This window comes from Rhodococcus sp. ACPA4 (genome assembly GCF_002300185.1).
In the GTDB taxonomy this organism is placed as follows: domain Bacteria; phylum Actinomycetota; class Actinomycetes; order Mycobacteriales; family Mycobacteriaceae; genus Rhodococcus_F; species Rhodococcus_F globerula.
This window is the reverse complement of record NZ_NSDY01000002.1, coordinates 63,785-82,330: the sequence shown is the minus strand read 5'-3', so window position 1 is coordinate 82,330 and position 18,546 is coordinate 63,785. Positions and strand designations below refer to the sequence as shown.

Genomic DNA, 18,546 nt, shown 5'->3' with positions numbered 1-18,546 from the left:
AGGGGGCTCAGTGAGACAGCAGGTCGTCAACAGCGTCGGCGGAAGGATCGGTGTCACGTTCGAGGAATCCGGTTCCCACCGCGACTCCCACGTTGTCGATCAAGCGGGTGGTACCGAGCTTGGCGGCCACCAACAGTCGGCCGTCACCTCGCTCCGGGGCCGGTCCGAGATCAACACCACGAACTTCGAGATAGTCGACCTCGATCTCGGGGACTGCGGACAGAACGGCGCGCGCAGTCTCGAGGATCGCTTCTGCACCACCGGCGGCAGCATGAGCGCCGGCGATCAGCGCCGCCGACAATGCCACGGCCGCGGTCCGCTGACTCTCGTCGAGATAACGGTTGCGGGAGGACAATGCAAGTCCGTCGAACTCGCGGACCGTCGGAACACCGATGATCTGCACGTCGAAGTTGAGATCCCACACCATCTGACGGATCAGCGTCAGCTGCTGGTAGTCCTTTTCCCCGAAGTACGCGTGGTTGGGAGCCACGATCTGCAGCAGCTTCGCCACCACCGTCAGCATGCCTGCGAAGTGCGTCGGGCGGGCGCCGCCTTCGAGTTCGCTGCCCAACGGACCCGGCATTACTGTCGTGCGCTGACCGCGCGGATACATCGTCTTCGCGCTCGGCGCGAAGACCAACTCGACGCCCTCAGCCCGAAGCAGATCAAGGTCCGCGTCGAGAGTGCGTGGGTACGCGTCCAGGTCCTCGCCCGCACTGAACTGCAGCGGATTCACGAAGATGGAGACGACGACAACCGCTCCGGTGATCTTGGCCTGACGAACCAACTCGATGTGCCCCGCGTGAAGAGCGCCCATCGTCGGAACCAACGCCACCTGGCGACCCACTCCGCGCAAGGCCTTCGACACACGCCGAATCATGTCCGGCTCGTGGTGCACTGTCAGTTCGCCGCGCTTGTATCCGCCCTGCAAATCACTCACGACGGTCACCTCCCGTTTCAGTCAAGATGTCGAACAATGTGGTGGGGGCGCCCACCCGCTGGGCCGATCGCAAGGACATCGCTCGATATCCGGCTGCAAGCTCCGGGTCGAGATCCGTCAGTACTCGTAAATGTGTCTCGACAGCCGCGGCATCACCGCGAGCCACCGGACCCGTCAATGCCGACGGGCCGCGTCGTAATGCGTTGTCCAAGGCAGCGGAGAGAAGTGGCTGCAAAACTCGCTCTGCAACTCCTCCGGGATCGCCGTCGATCAACTGCTGACCGAGCAGCTCATCTCCCTGCAACGACGCGCGCAGCGCCTCGACGGCATCCACCACCAGCGTGACGAGGTGATTACTGCCGTGCGCCAATGCAGCGTGGTACAGCGCACGGTTCTCCTCGCGGACCCGAACCGGTTCGCCGCCGATCTCGAGGACCAGCGATTGAGCGATCGCGTACCCGATGTCATCTGCAGCGGTGATCCCGAAGCACGCCGACGACAACCGTGCGGTGTCCTCGTCATGCCCGGTGAACGTCATCGCCGGATGGATAGCCAATGGCAGCGCGCCCAGTTCCGTCAACGGAGCCAGGATCGAAATCCCATTGGCACCGGATGTGTGGGCCACAAGTGTCCCTGGCTTGACTGCGTGCGTAGCTGCCAGGCCCTTGACCAGATCCGCCAGTTGATCGTCCGGAACTGCAAGGATCAACAATTCCGAACGAGCTGCAACATCGGCGGCAGGCAGGATCTCGGAATCGGGCAGTCGTTTAGCCGCCCGCGCAACTGATGCCGCAGAGACAGCAGAGCATGCGCCGACAATGTGTCCAGCACGCTCGAGTGCGGCGCCTACAGCAGTTCCGACCCGCCCTGCCGAGACAATTCCAACCGTCAATCGCGCAGGCACAGGTCCGTTAGTGATCCCGAAGGAAGTCACCGGATTCCTCTCGTTCGTTCCAGTCCCGCTCTGCGGGTACCAGACGTTCTTCGACGAGGATATCCCCCGCGCCAGACGCGACGCTATGGACGAGCGAGTGATCTAGGACTCAACGGCTCTCAATCTTCACGGCGCCGACGGCGCCCCGAGCCTTCCGCCGGATTCGCAGAACTGAGATTTGCCATGATCTCGGCCACCGTCAAACCGTTGGAGTGAGCACCGCTGTCGGCACTGTCCGGGACTGCGCGACGCCGACGACGTGGTTCCTCCGTGGGTTCGGAGGTTGGCTCAGGAGCACTGCTTGCAGGTGTGACCGCTGGCTCAGGAGCACTGCTTGCAGGTGCGACAACTGGCTCTTCGACTACTTCGGCGACTACCTCGACCACTTCTTCGACTACTGGCTCGTCAACGACCGGCTTGGCGACCGGCTTGGCGGTCTCAGGCTTCACAACTGCAGGCTTCACAACTGCAGGCTTCGCGATCGGCGGCGTGACAACCACAGGCTTCACTGCGGCAACAGCAGGCTCACGGTTCTCGCCGCGCTGCGCACCTTGCGCCTGCTGCGAATTGCGTTTGACCTGAGCATCTTTCACTGCCGCATTCTTCGCAGCTACCTCGCGCCACGCGACTTCCTCGAATACGACGGTGGTTTCGGCGGTGACCGGACCGTCGTTCGGCGACGCCAACCCACCTACCTGAGGGCTCGGGGAATTGGTGGCGTTCTGACCGGCACCGGGTACGTACAGGCCCGATGCTGCGGGTTGATATGCGCTGTAGGAACCGCCGCCGAGTTCTCCAACGCGCGTCGAGTCGGCCTTCAAAGCCGGGCGTTCGGGGAGTAATCCACCGTCGAAGAGCGCTTCGAGATTGCGTCGCAGCGCCACCAATTCTTCGCGAAGCGCCGACAGTTCTGCCGAGTCGGTGCCGACTTCGCGGCGGATACGACTTTCGACACTCAACTCGTATTCGCGTCGAGCGGAAATCTCACGCTCCAGCTGCAGCTCGTACACGGTCTGCAAGTCCGCGACCTTTGCTTTGTCGAGCGCCGATTCGCGGCGGTACTTCGTCATCGCGATCGCACCCAGCGTGGCTGCCCAGAGCGCCACCACCAGTCCGACACGAAGGAGTTGAACACTGTTACTGAAGATCAGAAACAGTGAGGCGATGACGGCGAGAGCAAGAAGACCGGCAACGATCATCTGGCTCGCGCTGCGCTTGCTACGGCGCGCAGACTTCGATCGACCAGAATTCGTCATGGTTGCCAGGGTACTTGTCGAGAGCGCAGGTGCCATGGACCTTACCCATGCGATTCGCCTACCGCAGCGCTCAGTGCGCCGGTTCGTCAGGTGTATCTTCTGGCGTCTTACAACAGTGTTCGAGCCACAGCGCGGCTGCTACCAGCGCAATTGCTGCACCAAGTCCGACCCACGCCCCCGGCGTGTCCTCGGCGGCAGCTTTCAAAACGGATCGTTGTGGGATCAGATACACCAGTGCTCCGATCCACACCCCGGTGGTAGCTGAACCGACCAGTACTGACGCTTTTGCGAGCGCGAGGGCGCGTGCAGCAGCGATCGGGTGCAGTTGTCGATAACCGTCGCCGATCTGGCTTCCCTTGATCCGGGACCGAATGACAAACGCGAGGATCACCTCGGCGATCGCGGCCAGATACAGCGACGCGCCCGCGTACACCGGGATGGGCGGCATCGAACCGTAGAACACACGAATCAGAATCCAGGTGGCAACCGCGGCCACTCCGGTCAAAACCAGTAGTTCGCTGATTTTTGTCGGTTTCATGCCCCGATCCTGTTCGGTCACCGAATCAGAACCGAATCCGTGACGCGCACTCCGTCGCGCTCCGAGCGATCGAGGTTCGCGAGCACCTGCGCAACAGCCCGAACCTCCTGATCGACCATCAGGGTTGCACCTGGTTCGACGTCAAGCCAGGGAATGAGTACAAAGGCCCGCAGATGTGCCCGCGGGTGCGGCAGCGTCAGCTCCGGATCAGCACTGACAATTCCTTCACAATCCACCACGTCGACGTCCAAGCTCCGCGGACCCCATCGCTGATCACGCACCCGATCGGCGTCTTCCTCGAGTTTGCGCGACCGCAGCAGCCAGTCGTAGCTTCCGGCCGTCGGATCATCCACGAGTAGGACGGCGTTGAGAAAATCCTGCTGTTCGACGCCACCCCACGGCGCGGTCGAATACACCGGTGACACAGCCACTACGGCGTCTCCGAGACCGTCGACCGCAGATTGCAAATGGGCCAGGCTATCGCCGATGTTCGAGCCGATCGACAGAACGGCCCGAGTCATTTCTGCCTCGTCCGATGAGCAACGACAGCAACGTCTGCGAACACGAGTGGGATCGGTGCCGACGGCTTGTGGACAACAACTTCGACGCTCTGCACCCGCGTATCCGTCATGACGTTGTCGGCGATCTCGGCAGCAACGGTTTCGATGAGATCGCGTGACGGTCCACCGACAATCGCTGCGGCAGCCTCGGCCAACTCGCCGTAGTGCAGCGTGTGTTCGAGATTGTCCGACGCGGCTGCCGGGGCCAAGTCCATCCACACCGTGACGTCGATGAAGAAGTCCTGACCGTCACGCTTCTCATGGTCGAAAACACCATGATTGCCACGGACTTTCAGTCCTCGTAACTCGATCCGATCGCCCATGTCAGTCCCTTTCCCGTCCACGAGACCACGCTTCCACAACAGCGATAGCGTCGAGTGACGCCTGGGCGTCGTGAACACGAACACCCCACGCGCCATCACGTGCGGCAAGCGCGGAGACCACCGCTGTCGCAGTTTCACGGCCGGCCGGCGGACGCGGCGTCCCGTCGGAATCGCTGAGCAGCGACCCGAGGAAACGCTTACGCGACGCCCCCACCAGAACAGGAAAACCCAACGCCGTGAACTCGGGCAACGCCCGCAGCAGTGCCCAGTTGTGGTCGGCGTTCTTCGCGAACCCCAGGCCCGGATCGAGGATGATGGCAGAGGAATCGACACCCGCTTTCAGTGCGAGGTCGACCTGAGTCAGGAGTTCATCACGAACGTCGGTGACAACGTCGTCGTAGTGATCGGCGCTGCCGCGGTGAACGTAGTCACTCGCCGAGCGCCAGTGCATCAGAACCCACGGAATCCCGGCATCAGCAACCACCGACGCCATGTCGGCATCTGCGCGACCACCGGATACGTCGTTGACGATGTCGACGCCGGCTTCGATCGCGGCAGCGGCAACCGATGCGCGCATGGTGTCGACGCTGACGCGAATGCCCGCGGCCACCAACTCCTCGATGACCGGCGCTACCCGTGCCGCTTCCACTTTCGGATCAACCCTCGAGGCTCCGGGCCGGGTCGATTCGCCACCGACATCGACGATGTCTACGCCCAGAGCTTTCAGTTCCAGTCCGCGGGCAAGCGCCGCATCTCGATCGAGGAACCGGCCACCGTCCGAGAATGAATCAGCGGTGACGTTGAGGACCCCCATCACCAGCGTCCGACCCGGATCCGTCGACACGCCGCCCGCCGAGTTCACTGCGCTCACTTACGAAGAATGAGGTCCAGAGCCTCGGAACGCGAGGCCGCGCTGGACTGCAGGAGCCCACGAACAGCCGACGTCGTCGTGTTCGCACCGGGCTTGCGGATACCACGCATCGCCATGCACAGATGCTCGGCCTCGATGACCACGATGGCACCGCGCGGATCGAGCTTGCGCATCAACGCATCGGCGATCTGGCTTGTCAGCCGTTCTTGGACCTGCGGCCGCTTTGCGTACAGATCGACAACTCGCGCCAACTTGGACAGGCCGGTGACCTTGCCGGATTTACCCGGGATATAGCCGACATGTGCCACTCCGTGGAACGAGACCAGGTGATGTTCGCAGGTCGAGTACATCGGAATGTCTCGCACGAGCACCAGTTCCTGGTGTCCTTCGTCGAACGTGGTGTTCAGCGCCTGATCCGGTTCGGAGTACAGCCCGGCAAAGATCTCCTTGTACGACCGAGCCACCCGTGCGGGTGTATCGAGCAAACCGGGACGGTCCGGATCCTCGCCCACCGCGATCAACAGTTCACGAACCGCTGCTTCTGCACGGGCCTGATCGAACGGCCGCCCTGTTTCAACCGATACCAGTTCACTGACCACTTCATTCACCGACAACCGAACGCTCCTCGAGAGTTTGTTTCATACCCCGCCGCATGAGCCTAACGGCGGTTGGTCAGCGAGATCCGTCCGGTCCGTCCCAGCGCATGGTGCTCGGTCCGTCGTCGCTCGACGCGGCGTTGGGATCCGACTCCGGCGCCAGCCACTGATCCTGACCCTCGACGCCCGTGTTTCCACCGGCATTTCCACGGTTCGGATCGGCAAACGGCCCACCGTCCGGGTACTGCACCGGGTAGCTCGGTTGACCCTGTTGACCCGTGTAATGCTGGGTCGGGTACTGAGGCTGGCCCTGGTACTGCTGGCCCGAATTCTGCTGCTGGCCCGAATTCTGCTGACCATAGGCCTGCTCACCCGGATGGCTCTGCGGCTGACCGTACTGACCGGGTGCGGGCTGGCTGTACTGACCCGGTGCGGGCTGGCCGTACTGACCCGGTGCCGGCTGACCGTACTGGCCCGGCGCAGGCTGTGCCTGGTTGGGAGCGCCCTGGTTGGGCGTGCCCTGGTATCCGCCGGTCTGCTGGCCGGGGTACGCCTGCGTCTCGTTCTCGCGCGGCGGCCAACCCGGAGCCGACCAACCGGCCGGTGCTCCGTAGTCGGGAGTACCCGGCGCGGGTGCGGGTTGCTGGGGGGCCGCAGGCTGCTGCTGCGGAGCATTGGGTTGCGCGTAACCGTTGGAACCGCCGATGCTCGAGGCAGCGGGCGCACCCGACTTCACGAGCACGGGCGCCGGGGCCGGCTCCGGCCACGTCTCGCCACGCTCGATCGCCAATTCACGAGGCGTCTTGACCGGCGGACGATCCGACGGCGTGCGGCCGCCGAAATCATTGAAAGCCGTGATGCGCGGACGCTTTTCCACGCCGGCAAGAATCTTCTCGAGATCCTTGCGGGTCAACGTCTCACGCTCGAGCAGTTCGCTGGCAATGAGGTCGAGGGCGTCACGGTACTCGCTGAGAATTGCCCACGCTTCGGTGTGCGCGGCCTCGATGAGGTTGCGCACCTCCTCGTCGATCTCTCGGGCGATCTCATGCGAGTAGTCGGACTGCACGCCCATCGAACGGCCGAGGAACGGATCGCCGCCCTCCTGCCCGTAGCGGACTGCACCGAGCTTGGCGCTCATGCCGTATTCGGTGACCATCGCGCGAGCGATCTTGGTGGCCATGTCGATATCGGACGACGCTCCGGTGGTGGGCTCGTGGAAGACCAATTCCTCCGCGGCGCGTCCACCCATTGCCATCACAAGACGCGCGATCATCTCGGAGCGCGTCATCAAACCCTTGTCGTCCTCTGGCACCGTCATCGCGTGGCCGCCGGTGCGACCGCGAGCGAGAATGGTGACCTTGTAGACGGGCTCGATGTCGGGCATCGCCCACGCCGCGAGTGTGTGTCCACCCTCGTGGTACGCGGTGATCTTCTTCTCGTGCTCGCTGATGATGCGGCTCTTGCGACGCGGTCCACCGACAACGCGGTCGACGGATTCCTCCAGTGCGGCTTCCGTGATGACGGTGCCGTTCTCACGCGCCGTGAGCAGTGCGGCCTCGTTGATGACGTTGGCCAGATCTGCACCCGACATACCGACGGTCCGCTTGGCGAGACCCTCGAGGTCTGCGTTGGGATCGATCGGCTTGCCCTGCGAATGAACACGCAGGATGGCGCGTCGGCCGGCGAGGTCGGGGGCACCGACGGGAATCTGGCGGTCGAAGCGGCCCGGACGGAGCAGAGCCGGGTCGAGAATGTCGGGGCGGTTGGTTGCCGCGATCAGGATGATCCCGGTGCGGTCACCGAAACCGTCCATCTCGACGAGCAACTGGTTAAGAGTCTGTTCACGTTCGTCGTGCCCGCCGCCGAGGCCTGCGCCACGCTGACGACCGACGGCGTCGATCTCGTCGACAAAGATGATGCAAGGGCTGTTCTGCTTGGCCTGCTCGAACATGTCACGAACACGCGACGCGCCGACACCGACAAACATCTCGACAAAATCGGAACCGGAGATGGTGAAGAACGGGACACCGGCTTCGCCTGCAACAGCGCGAGCGAGGAGCGTCTTACCGGTACCGGGAGGCCCGTACAGCAGAACACCACGCGGGATCTTGGCACCGAGGGCCTGGTAACGCGTCGGATTCTGGAGGAAGTCCTTGATTTCGTACAGCTCTTCGACAGCTTCGTCCGCACCGGCGACATCGGCGAACGTGGTCTTGGGCATGTCCTTGGACAGCTGCTTGGCCTTCGACTTACCGAAGCCCATCACGCCGCCGCGTCCCCCGCCGCCCTGCATGCGGTTCATGACGAAGAAGAAGATGCCGAACAGAATGATCATCGGCAGGACGAACAACAGAATCGACGTCAGCCAACTCTGAGTGGTGACGGTGGTGTTGAACTTCTCGAGCCCGGCACCCTCGATGTCCTGGAAGATCTGCTGGGACGCGCTCTCGGGGTACTTCGCCAAGATCTGCGTCTGACCACCAGTCGCGTCGTTACCTTCCTTGAGCCACAGGCGAACCTGCTGCTCACGGTCGTCGATCTGCGCAGACGTGACGTTTTTAGCGTCTATCTGGGAGATCGCGACCGACGTATCGACGGTCTTGAAGCCACGGGTGTCGTTACCGAAGTAGCTGAAGGCGTAGATCACCATCAGCACGACGGCTACGAGTAGCACGTTACGGAACACAGTCTTACGGTTCATACAGGTCGGCCGATGTGGCCGGTCCTTTCGGGAGTGCGGGTCTGCCGGTCGCCGCCGGCTGTCAACCGGACACCTGCAGGTTACCGTGGTCGGTCCTGTCTGTGCCCGTCAGCAGCCGTCGAGGTCGATCGAAACGATCGTCTGCAATTTCAACGACGACCAGGACCACGAGGTTCCCGAGCAACCACAGCGCATAGTTCCCTGTAAGCGAACACGCACTCCAAAGTCGTGCTCAGCGTCCGAACACACACTCCAAAGTCGTGCTCAGCGACCGAACACACACTCCTACCTCACGCGAGGCAGCGAGTTCAGCCGCCGTAGACCTCGGGATCCAGCAATCCGATGTACGGCAGATCGCGGTAACGCTCGGCGTAGTCGAGTCCGTAACCGACGACAAATTCGTTGGGAATGTCGAAGCCCACGTCACGAACGTCGACGTCGATCTTCACGGCGTCGGGCTTGCGGAGCAGCGTGACGACCTCGAGCGACGCGGGGTTCCGGGTCTTGAGGTTGCGCATCAGCCAGGAAAGCGTGAGACCGGAGTCGATGATGTCCTCGACGATCAGCACGTGGCGGCCGGCGATGTCCTTGTCGAGGTCCTTGAGAATGCGGACGACGCCCGAAGACGAGGTCGAGGACCCGTAAGAGCTGACGGCCATGAACTCCATCTGAGACGGAATCGGGAGAGCCCGGGCAAAGTCCGTCATGAAGAAGACTGCGCCTTTGAGAACACCGATCAGAAGCAGGTCACCCTCGGGTGCACCGACGGGGTAACGCGCCGCGATCTCCTCCGCGAGTTCGGCCGTTCGCTGACGAATCTGTTCCTCGGTAATCAGTACCGATGCGATGTCACCCTCGTACACGCGTCAAACCCTTCGTCGGTCTTCGAATCCGACGGTCAGCCTGCCACGTCGACGAACCACCACCAACCTCGACTCCGGGGTTCCGCCACCGATCGCGACACCACCTTGCCCCCGCCAATCGGCAATCAAGGCATCGACGGCTCGTAACTGCTTGTCCGTCAACGCTTTTGCGCCACTATCGAGAAGCCAGCTCCGGAGAACGCGTCGCCGGATCGCGCCGGCCGATTCGGCAAGTGTGTCCACTTCCACTTCCCCGTCGACAACAACGCGAAGCAGTACGGCGCCGGCAAGCGCGTCGAGAACCTGCCCGTCCTCACGCAATTGTGTGGCAGTGCGGGCCAGTGCTTCGGCAACTCCGCCCGCAAGAATTTCTTCGAGTAGCGGCAAGGCCTCGTGCCGCAATCGAACCCTCGTGAACTCGTCGTTGGTGTTGTGCGGGTCCTCCCACGGCGTGATCGACAGGTCCTCACAGGCGGCTCGGGTCACGCCGCGTCGCACGCCGAGCAGCGGCCGACCCCACGGATCGTCGAAGGCCTGCATTCCCTGAATGGATCGACCACCGGATCCGCGGGAGAGTCCGAGAAGAACCGTTTCGGCCTGGTCGTCGAGGGTGTGTCCGAGCAGAACCGGTGCATCTCCCCGGCTGCCGTCCAGTGCCTCGTAGCGCGCATCGCGGGCGGCGGCCTCCAGGCTGCCGTTGCCGTGGACGTCGACAGTGAGTACCCGCGCCGAGCGAACTCCCAGAGCCAGTGCCTGGTCAGCGGCGGCACGAGCGACGACGTCCGAGCCCTCCTGCAGACGATGGTCGACGATCAGCGCGTCCACCGACTCCGCTTCGGCCACCGCAGCGGCAGTGAGCGCCAAGGAATCAGCACCACCGGACAGCGCCACACACACCCGGCTGTGGGAGTGGTAGCGACGCAGCCACCCCCGCAGCGCCAGCCGCATTTCCAGCAGTGACGCAGTTTCAGGCAGCACCGTCTAACCGAGCACGCGTGTCACCCACGCGTCGGGATGGTCGATCTCGTCGAGCAACGGCAGTGTTTCCGGGCCGGTCCAGATGGTGTTGAACTGCTCCATCCCGACTTTGAGAACCACGGCGTCGACAAACGCCTTGCCTCGGACGTACTGCGCCATCTTGGCGTCCATGCCGAGCAGCATCTTGATGATGCGCTGGACCGGATTGGACTTGCGTTGCCGACGCTTGTCGAAGGCGGCGCGAATCATGGCGACGGACGGCACAACGGCAGGCCCGACTGCATCCATCACGTGGTCGGCGTGACCTTCGAGCAGAGTGCCGAGAACCAGCATGCGATCAAGTGCTTCGCGTTGCGGCGCCGCCTGCGACGCACGCAGCAGCCCGATGATTCCGCCGGGGGTGGCGTCGTCACCGTCGGCTGCAGGGTTCTTCCTGGACCGCAGTTCGGCGGTTAGACGACCAACGACATCCGTCATCGACTCGTCGACGCTCGCGCTCAATGTTTCGACGGATTCCTTCATGTAATCCGCCAACCACGGTGACGACGAGAATTGCACGCGATGCGTCACTTCGTGGAGGCAGACCCATAGCCGGAAATCACTCGGGTTGAGTCGGAGCGAACGCTCGACGGACACGATGTTCGGCGTGACCAGAAGCAGCGTGCCGTTTTCGCCGGTGAAGGGGTCGTACTGCCCGAGAATCGCCGACGACAGGTAGGCGAGCATCGCACCTGCCTGCAAACCCGCGGGTTTGCCGACCAGCAGATTTCCGTTGCCGTCCGGATCGGCGCCGGTGAGATGGGCCATCGACCGCGACGCCGCAGTGATCCAGCCGGCGCGGTCGAGAACGTCCGCTGCCGGGACGGGCAGGCCGTCGGCCAGACCGGTGACATCGCGCACCGGCAGTTCGGCACGCTTCGACGCGTCAGCCAGCTCTGCGGTGGCGGTTTCGGCGGTGTAGCGCGACATGGCCGGACCACCGCGCGCCAATTTGATGCCGGCTTTGGTCGCGAGACTCCAGTCGACCGCTCCACCCAGAGTTGTCGAGTCGTTCTCTGCTGCCACTATTGGCACCCGCAATTCCTCAATGCTCCGGCGATGGCGTCCAAAGCCGGACGGCTGACTTCCGGTGGCCGATCGTTGGACATGAGCGCAAAGGTGAGCACTCGTCCGTTTTGATCCACCACAAAACCTGACAACGCACTAGCCGTCGACAGAGTTCCCGTCTTGGCACGCACCCAGCCTGCGCCGGTTCGGTTGCCCGACGCATATCGGTCGGACAAGCTGCCGGTTCCACCGGCAACCGGCAGGTAGTCGAGCAACGGCCGCAGCTTCGGGTCGCCGTCTCCCGCTGCGGCGGTCATCACTCGATCGAGAACCTCCGCGGGAATGAGATCGTCGACGGAGAGTCCACTCGAGTCGAACAGCGTCACACCGGTGTAATCGAAGCCGGCGGCGCGCAGAGTCTTGGCGGTTCCCTCCACTGCCCCAGCGAACGACGCTTCGGTGCCTGACGCAATCGCCACCTCGCGCCCGATGGTCTCGGCGAGCACGTTGTCGGAATGTTCCATCATCTGGATCAGACGGTCACTGAGCGGTGCGGACTGCACGCTCGCGATCGCCTTGGCGCCGGCGGGCGCAGTTCCTGCCGAGACTTTGGCCACGTCGACGCCCAGCGCCTGTGCCAGAACCTTCCCCGCGTCCAATGCGGGAGTTTCCGAACGCGGTGATTCGTCCATGGAGCCGTCGAATCGACCGCCCTCGATCATCACCGATTCGATGGGTGTGATGTATCCCGCAGCGATATCGGCCGGGAACCATCCCTGCGCCATGGTGTCACCTTTGAACAGACCACTGTCGACGACGATGCTGTCCACCGGCGTTCCCGACGCTTTGATCTGATCGACAAGATCGGCAATATGCGCAGCGTTTGCGTAGTACCCGCTCTGCCCCTTCGGCGTTGCGGTCAATGTCGGGTCACCGCCACCGACCAGCACCAACTGCCCCGGCGCAGCACCCTGGACCACTGTCGTCGACAGTCGATGATCGAGCGGCAATGCCAGCAGCGCAGCAGCTGCGGTCAGCACTTTGGTGGTGGATGCCGGTGTCATGGGCGTCGACGGGTCGGCGCTCCAGAGAACCTGCCCGGTGAGCGCATCAGCGACAACGCCGGTGAATTTCCCCAGGTCAGGGTTCGCGACAGCCGGTCCGATAGCCGCGGCAATTCCAGCCTCCGACGGTATCGGCGCGTCTGCCGGAACAGGAACTACCTGCGGCGACGGCGTCACCGGGCTCGGTTGTGGCGATGTCGTGACAATCGCGTTCTGCGTGGGTTCTTCGGAAGTTCCCAGTGCGACAACCAACACTGCCGCGATCGCGACTACCGCGACCACACACACCGCCAGCAGAATGCGCACTGTGCGTCGTTTGCGCTCTTCCAACGAGCCGATCTTTTTCTTTCCCTGGCCCGCCAACGCCCCTCCGTCTGTGCTCGCCCTGCTGGGTGGTCAGCCAACCTTATCCTTGACCCGATATCCTTCCGGACGAATCATTACCGACACGACAGCGAGGAATCGGCGTGGAGTTCGACGTCACCATCGAGATCCCCAAGGGTCAGCGCAACAAGTACGAGGTCGACCACGTGACCGGCCGCGTCAAGCTGGACCGTTACCTCTACACCGCCTTCGGCTACCCGGCTGACTACGGATACATCGAGAACACCCTCGGCGAGGACGGCGATCCTCTGGACGCCATGGTTCTGCTGCCCGAGTCGGTGTACCCCGGCGTAATCGTCGAAGCTCGTCCCGTTGCCATGTTCAAAATGGTCGACGAAGCCGGCGGAGACGACAAGGTCCTGTGCGTTCCTGCAGGTGATCCGCGTTGGGATCACATCCAGGACCTCAGCGACATTTCGCAGTTCGAGCTTGACGCGATCAAGCACTTCTTCGTCCACTACAAGGACTTGGAGCCGAACAAGCACGTCGAGGCTGCAAACTGGGTCGGCCGCGCCGAGGCAGAGGCCGAGGTCGAGGCTTCGATCAAGCGTCTCGCTGCCAACGGCGGTCACTGAAAGATCTGCGCACAAAAAATCCCCGCTCACCTTCCGGTGCGCGGGGATTTTCGTTTGTCTACTCCCCGTTTGCCTACTCCCCGTTTGTCTACTCCCCCGTGAAGACCGGAGGGCGCTTCTGGAAGACCGAGGTGATGGCTTCCGTCAGGTCCTGCGACGGCAGGAACGCCGCGTTCCAGGCTGCGACGTAGCGCAGGCTGTCGTCGACGCTCGCGCTGCGCGAGTGATCGAGCACGTCCTTGATGCCGTGGACGACGAGCGGCGGGTTGAGCGCAATTTCCTGGGCAGTTGCGCGGGCTGCGGCAAGCACGGCGTCTGCGTCGTCGAACACGTCGTTGACGAGGCCGATCTTCTCGGCGCGCGCAGCGTCGATGTCCTTTCCGGTCAACGCGAGTTCGCGCAGGTGTCCGTCGCCGATGATCGCAGGCAGACGGGCGAGGCTGCCCATGTCCGCAACGATGGCGACCTTGACCTCACGGATGCTGAACTTGGCGTCGGCACTTGCGTAGCGAATGTCTGCTGCCGTGATGAGGTCGACGCCGCCGCCGATGCACCAACCCTGAACTGCGGCAATCACCGGCTTGCGGCAATCCGCGACTGCATTGATGCCGGACTGCATGCGCTTGATCATGTCGTGGAACTTGGTTCGCGGACCGGCCTGAGCCTTGTCCGCGAGGACAGCACCGAATTCACCGCTCATCGCCGGCAGATCAAGACCGAACGAGAAGTGCTTGCCGGAACCGGCGATGACGACAGCGCGCACATCGGGATCGGCGTCGAGGTCCGCAAAGATCTCGGGAAGTTCACTCCAGAAATCCGGGCCCATCGCGTTGCCCTTGCCAGGGCCGATCAACGTGACCTGGGCAATGTGGTCTTCGCGCTCTACGGTGAACGCATTCCAGCTCTTCTGTTCGCTCATTACTCAAGAGTAACCTCGAGTTGCGATCAGCCGAAGAGCCCGGCCTCATCCAGCACCAAGATCACAAGCGACACGGCAATCAGCGCCCACATCGTCTGCATCGCGATCCGCGCGGCGCGTTCGCTCGTCGGAGGAAAAACCCGCACCGTCGGGTGCTCTTCGATGTACTGAGCCAGCGGGACGGTCCGCACGCTCGAACTTCTCGGATTCCTGGTCTCCACAGTAGTAGCCATTACGCGATCCTCTCGACTCCGCATTCTCGTCGCAGGTTCCAAAAGTCAAGCCTGCGGCGAAGTTCGACTACTTCAATGTAGACCCGCTTCCCGAAGAATTCAGCTCGAGATTCCTGCGAATCCGCTGAGAACCGGAAATGCTGAGAACCGGAAAACGGGTACCCGGTTGATCGAGCCTGCGCACGAGGAGCGATCACTATGGCGACGACCGCCGAACCGAACACTCCTAGACGTCGGCTGAGGTCGTGGATGCTCTCAGACATCACCGAAGAACCCGGCGGACACCTGGGTCCACACCGCATCACGTCAAAGCAGGAACATCGCCACCCGTGGTGGAAAGTCATGTGCCTGACCGGGGTCGATTACTTCTCCACGCTCGGGTACCAACCTGGGATCGCCGCCCTCGCAGCCGGCACCTTGGCCCCGCTGGCAACGGTTGTGCTCATCCTTCTCACCCTGTTCGGCGCACTACCCGTCTACCGACGCGTGGCGCGGGAAAGTCCGCACGGCGAAGGTTCGATTGCAATGCTCGAACGACTGCTTCCGAAGTGGCGCGGCAAGATATTCGTCTTGGTGTTACTGGGATTTGCCGCAACGGACTTCATGATCACGATGACGCTCTCGGCTGCGGATGCAACCGCCCACCTCGTCGAAAATCCTTTTGCGCCAACATTTCTCTCCGGACAGACCGTTGTCATCACGCTGGTTCTCCTGGCACTGCTGTCAGCGGTGTTCCTTCGCGGTTTCACCGAGGCCATCGGCATCGCGGTCGGACTCGTCGCGGTGTACCTGACGCTGAATCTCGTGGTGATCGGCGTGAGCCTGTGGCACATCGTGAGCGCGCCCGCATTGGTCACCGATTGGACCCGAGCCATGTCGACGGAACACGGCAATCCCGCGATGATGATCCTGATCGCTCTGATCGTATTCCCGAAACTTGCTCTGGGCCTTTCGGGTTTCGAGACCGGTGTTGCCGTGATGCCGCAGATCGAAGGCGGGCCACGCGACACCGAAGCGCAGCCGGAGGGCCGTATCCGCGGCACTAAACATCTACTCACCGCGGCCGCCTTGATCATGAGTGGGTTCTTGCTGACGTCGAGCCTGGTGACAACAATTCTCATCCCGGAGAACGAGTTTCAGCCGGGTGGCGCTGCAAATGGGCGTGCCTTGGCGTTTCTTGCTCACGACTATCTCGGGCAGATATTCGGCACCGTCTACGACCTCAGCACGATCCTCATCCTGTGGTTTGCCGGCGCTTCCGCGATGGCCGGTCTCCTCAATCTTGTTCCCCGATATCTCCCCCGGTACGGAATGGCCCCGTCGTGGGCTCGCGCGGTCCGCCCACTCGTGCTCGTGTTCAGCGTCATCGCGATCACCGTGACGTTCTACTTCGATGCAAGCGTCGACGCCCAGAGTTCCGCGTACGCAACCGGCGTGTTGGTTCTCATCTCCTCCGCGGCGGTGGCAGTCACCCTGTCCGTGCGCAGACGTGGAAATCGAAAACTGTTCGTAGCCTTCAGTTTTGTTGCAGCTCTCTTTGTCTACACAACCATCGCCAATATCATCGAACGACCGGACGGGGTGAAAGTTGCATCGTTCTTCATCGCTGCGATCATGGTCGTATCCCTCCTGTCGAGGGTGACACGCGCGTTCGAGCTGCGCGCTAAATCCGTCGAATTCGACGACACCGCTGTGCAATTCATCAACGAAGCCACGCACCGGGGCTATCTCGCAATTGTCGCGCACGACGCCGCCCACCTGAGCGAAAAGGAGTACCGAGTCAAGGAACTCCAGCAACGAGTGCACAGCAACATCCCCAGAGGTGAATCGATCATCTTCATGGAAGTCAATGTCACCGACTCCTCCGATTTCAGCACCGATCTTGTTGTCCACGGCCGACGCCGCGGCAGACACCGCGTCCTGCGAGTGGACAGTCCGGCAGTGCCGAACACCATCGCAGCCGTTCTCCTGAAGGCTCGCGATCTCACTGGCGTGATCCCGGATGTCTACTTCGAATGGTCCGAGGGAAATCCTCTGACCAACCTGCTTCGTTTCCTGTTCATCGGCGAAGGCGAAACCGCTCCGGTAACCCGCGAAGTGCTGCGCCGCGCCGAACGTCGACGCTCCCGCCGGCCCCATGTTCACGTCGGTTGAACGGATTTCCCACGTGTTAAGAACCTGAAAATTCGAGCTGGCAAACCTTCCCATTCGCAGGTAAACGTCGGATCATCGAGGATGATCGCACATCTGGCTAACCCGTGGCAGGACGCCCAACACTGCCTCAGGAACCGACCGGGAGGGCACATGCTGCTACATCAGTCGATCGGGTTGGAACGCTTCAACGAACTGCCCCGCCCGAAGGCAATCCATGCGCTGTACGAATGCTGTTGCTCGATGACGTGGGCTGGATGGGTCAGCGACGGTCGCCCGTTTGCCAGTTACGCGGAGATCCTGGCCCGAGCGGAGAACGCACTGCTCAACCTGTCCGACGCAGATGTCGAAAATGCCCTGCACTGCCATCCGCCCGTCGGCGTCCGCGCCCAAAGTGTGCCATCCCACCTCGAACAATGCGCGATCTGGGATTCCGACGAGTCACTGATGGCCACCATCCGCCGAGCCGGTGAGGAATACGAGTCGACCTTCGCGTTCCGATACATCTGGTGCTCACACGGGCACGATGCCCAGGATCTCCTCGAGAACATCCGCGTCCGCCTGACTAATCCGGCATCCGTGGAACGCAAGATCTGCGTCGACGAGTTGGCAAAGATCACATGTACCCGGATCGAGCGCATGCTCGGCCCCGAGGACGGTTACCCGGAGTACTGACGAGACAAAAGCGGGTGCGGTGCCAGTGGCACCGCACCCGCTTTCTGCAAGAGAACTATCAGAGATCGAATTCCGAGGGAGCAATTCCGACCGCAAAACACATGTCCCGCACTACTGCGCGCTCATGCTGATCGAAGTTGCCGTCGGCGCCGCCGATGATGATGCCGATCTGAATGACCGCGCGAGCCTGATCCTGCTTGGACTTGAGCTTGGAAATTGCCGCGGTTGCCTCTAGCTTTCCGAACTCGAAGTCCGACGTCAGCTTGCTGCAGTACCAATCGAACTGCTGACTCAACTCTGCCGGCGGGAAGACCGCCAGCGACTCGTTGCTCATGATCAATGCCGACGTCTTCTGACGCTCCGCCGGGTCGATCGAGCCGTCTGCGGCCGCGATCAACGCGCACATCGCCATACTTGCGTTCTTGAACTCCTTGTTCTGGAACTGGCTCGTCTTGGTCTTGAGCTGGCTGTTCATTTCCTGAGCCTTAGCCTTCAGCTGATCCCAGAATGCCATGAGTCTCCTCGGGTAGAGCCGCCACGCACCGCGCGTAGTCGTACCAACCACTTTGCCTGGGAGCCCCGAATTTTGCCATCCACCCCTGCAATTAAAACCTTCCGGTAGGTTCTTATATGCTTGCGGCCCTGCAATCAGTCAAGATCGAGGAGCACTTCCGTGACCGGGTCGCCCGAACAACCCGCTGCGCCGCCACGCGATCCCGGTCTCTCCAGCCGCGAAATCGAAGTGCTCCGGCACTGGCTCAAATCCGACAGTAAGACCGTCGTGTCCGCGCAGCTGCTCATCTCGATCGGGACAATCAACACACATCTGATGCGAATTCGAGGGAAATACGCGGCCGTCGGTCGGCGAGCCCCCACGAAGATGAGCCTGCTTGCACGTGCATTGCAGGACGGGATTATTACGCTCGACGAACTCTGAT

At 62.3% G+C, this 18,546-nt stretch carries 21 protein-coding genes; 5 read left to right on the top strand and 16 right to left on the bottom strand.

The genetic code is table 11. The features are described from left to right. Positions 1–7: 7 nt before the first annotated feature. A complete protein-coding gene (gene panC, locus CJ178_RS23590) occupies positions 8–940 on the bottom strand; it encodes a pantoate--beta-alanine ligase (protein WP_179300836.1) in 933 nt (310 codons plus the stop codon). Then, positions 933–1,874, bottom strand: a complete 942-nt coding sequence (locus CJ178_RS23585; protein ID WP_095888146.1) for a Rossmann-like and DUF2520 domain-containing protein — start codon at positions 1,872–1,874, stop codon at positions 933–935. The genes panC and CJ178_RS23585 overlap by 8 nt, the downstream gene beginning before the upstream one ends. Here CJ178_RS23585 and CJ178_RS33360 point away from each other — a divergent pair. Then, positions 1,855–1,980, top strand: a complete 126-nt coding sequence (locus CJ178_RS33360; RefSeq protein ID WP_255285245.1) for a hypothetical protein — start codon at positions 1,855–1,857, stop codon at positions 1,978–1,980. The genes CJ178_RS23585 and CJ178_RS33360 overlap by 20 nt on opposite strands. Before the next feature lie 13 nt (positions 1,981–1,993). Here CJ178_RS33360 and CJ178_RS23580 read toward each other — a convergent pair whose 3' ends face one another. The 11 genes from CJ178_RS23580 to dacB form a co-directional block, all read right to left on the bottom strand. Further along, positions 1,994–3,130 (bottom strand): DUF6779 domain-containing protein, encoded by a 1,137-nt coding sequence (locus tag CJ178_RS23580; RefSeq protein WP_095888651.1) that lies wholly within the window; start codon positions 3,128–3,130, stop codon positions 1,994–1,996. 70 nt (positions 3,131–3,200) lie between these two features. Next, positions 3,201–3,668: a DUF3180 domain-containing protein gene (locus CJ178_RS23575; RefSeq protein WP_033236378.1), complete on the bottom strand. Its 468-nt coding sequence runs from the start codon at positions 3,666–3,668 to the stop codon at positions 3,201–3,203. Between the two features lie 17 nt (positions 3,669–3,685). After that, the gene (gene folK / locus CJ178_RS23570; protein ID WP_033236320.1) at positions 3,686–4,189 is read right to left on the bottom strand and encodes a 2-amino-4-hydroxy-6-hydroxymethyldihydropteridine diphosphokinase; all 504 of its coding nucleotides are present in this window, start codon (positions 4,187–4,189) and stop codon (positions 3,686–3,688) included. Continuing rightward, positions 4,186–4,551, bottom strand: a complete 366-nt coding sequence (gene folB, locus CJ178_RS23565; protein WP_095888145.1) for a dihydroneopterin aldolase — start codon at positions 4,549–4,551, stop codon at positions 4,186–4,188. The genes folK and folB overlap by 4 nt, the downstream gene beginning before the upstream one ends. A gap of 1 nt (position 4,552) precedes the next feature. Continuing rightward, positions 4,553–5,365, bottom strand: coding sequence for a dihydropteroate synthase (gene folP / locus CJ178_RS23560; RefSeq protein ID WP_095888650.1), 813 nt, complete (start codon positions 5,363–5,365; stop codon positions 4,553–4,555). Between the two features lie 53 nt (positions 5,366–5,418). After that, entirely contained in the window at positions 5,419–6,036 is a 618-nt protein-coding gene (folE, locus tag CJ178_RS23555) for a GTP cyclohydrolase I FolE (protein ID WP_033236318.1), read from the bottom strand. Between the two features lie 58 nt (positions 6,037–6,094). After that, positions 6,095–8,719 carry an ATP-dependent zinc metalloprotease FtsH gene (gene ftsH, locus CJ178_RS23550; RefSeq protein WP_095888144.1) on the bottom strand — a complete coding sequence of 875 codons (2,625 nt, stop codon included), beginning with the start codon at positions 8,717–8,719 and terminating at the stop codon, positions 6,095–6,097. A 308-nt stretch (positions 8,720–9,027) separates the two neighbouring features. Beyond that, positions 9,028–9,582 (bottom strand): hypoxanthine phosphoribosyltransferase, encoded by a 555-nt coding sequence (hpt, locus tag CJ178_RS23545; protein ID WP_033236316.1) that lies wholly within the window; start codon positions 9,580–9,582, stop codon positions 9,028–9,030. A gap of 3 nt (positions 9,583–9,585) precedes the next feature. Continuing rightward, complete coding sequence (gene tilS, locus CJ178_RS23540; protein WP_095888649.1) at positions 9,586–10,530, bottom strand: tRNA lysidine(34) synthetase TilS; 945 nt, start codon at positions 10,528–10,530, stop codon at positions 9,586–9,588. A gap of 33 nt (positions 10,531–10,563) precedes the next feature. Next, the gene (locus CJ178_RS23535; RefSeq protein WP_373557488.1) at positions 10,564–11,634 is read right to left on the bottom strand and encodes a zinc-dependent metalloprotease; all 1,071 of its coding nucleotides are present in this window, start codon (positions 11,632–11,634) and stop codon (positions 10,564–10,566) included. Continuing rightward, positions 11,625–13,034, bottom strand: a complete 1,410-nt coding sequence (dacB, locus tag CJ178_RS23530; RefSeq protein WP_033236313.1) for a D-alanyl-D-alanine carboxypeptidase/D-alanyl-D-alanine endopeptidase — start codon at positions 13,032–13,034, stop codon at positions 11,625–11,627. The genes CJ178_RS23535 and dacB overlap by 10 nt, the downstream gene beginning before the upstream one ends. Positions 13,035–13,138: 104 nt before the next feature. Between dacB and CJ178_RS23525 the strand changes: the two genes are divergently transcribed. Next, positions 13,139–13,630 carry an inorganic diphosphatase gene (locus CJ178_RS23525; RefSeq protein ID WP_033236312.1) on the top strand — a complete coding sequence of 164 codons (492 nt, stop codon included), beginning with the start codon at positions 13,139–13,141 and terminating at the stop codon, positions 13,628–13,630. Positions 13,631–13,718: 88 nt separating this feature from the next. On the opposite strand, the gene CJ178_RS23520 is transcribed toward CJ178_RS23525, so the two are convergent. Both CJ178_RS23520 and CJ178_RS32520 read right to left on the bottom strand, forming a co-directional pair. After that, positions 13,719–14,549 (bottom strand): crotonase/enoyl-CoA hydratase family protein, encoded by an 831-nt coding sequence (locus CJ178_RS23520; protein WP_095888142.1) that lies wholly within the window; start codon positions 14,547–14,549, stop codon positions 13,719–13,721. Positions 14,550–14,575: 26 nt separating this feature from the next. Continuing rightward, positions 14,576–14,782: a hypothetical protein gene (locus CJ178_RS32520; protein WP_092806021.1), complete on the bottom strand. Its 207-nt coding sequence runs from the start codon at positions 14,780–14,782 to the stop codon at positions 14,576–14,578. A 198-nt stretch (positions 14,783–14,980) separates the two neighbouring features. On the opposite strand from CJ178_RS32520, the gene CJ178_RS23510 reads away from it, so the two are divergent. Continuing rightward, positions 14,981–16,936 (top strand): amino acid permease, encoded by a 1,956-nt coding sequence (locus CJ178_RS23510; protein ID WP_095888140.1) that lies wholly within the window; start codon positions 14,981–14,983, stop codon positions 16,934–16,936. Between the two features lie 150 nt (positions 16,937–17,086). Next, a complete protein-coding gene (locus CJ178_RS23505; RefSeq protein ID WP_045068284.1) occupies positions 17,087–17,608 on the top strand; it encodes a 2-oxo-4-hydroxy-4-carboxy-5-ureidoimidazoline decarboxylase in 522 nt (173 codons plus the stop codon). 58 nt (positions 17,609–17,666) lie between these two features. Here the strand turns inward: CJ178_RS23505 and CJ178_RS23500 are convergent, their stop codons facing one another. Next, positions 17,667–18,122 carry a tellurite resistance TerB family protein gene (locus tag CJ178_RS23500; protein ID WP_033236309.1) on the bottom strand — a complete coding sequence of 152 codons (456 nt, stop codon included), beginning with the start codon at positions 18,120–18,122 and terminating at the stop codon, positions 17,667–17,669. A 159-nt stretch (positions 18,123–18,281) separates the two neighbouring features. On the opposite strand from CJ178_RS23500, the gene CJ178_RS23495 reads away from it, so the two are divergent. Beyond that, positions 18,282–18,545, top strand: coding sequence for a helix-turn-helix transcriptional regulator (locus CJ178_RS23495; RefSeq protein ID WP_033236308.1), 264 nt, complete (start codon positions 18,282–18,284; stop codon positions 18,543–18,545). Position 18,546 lies beyond the last annotated feature (1 nt).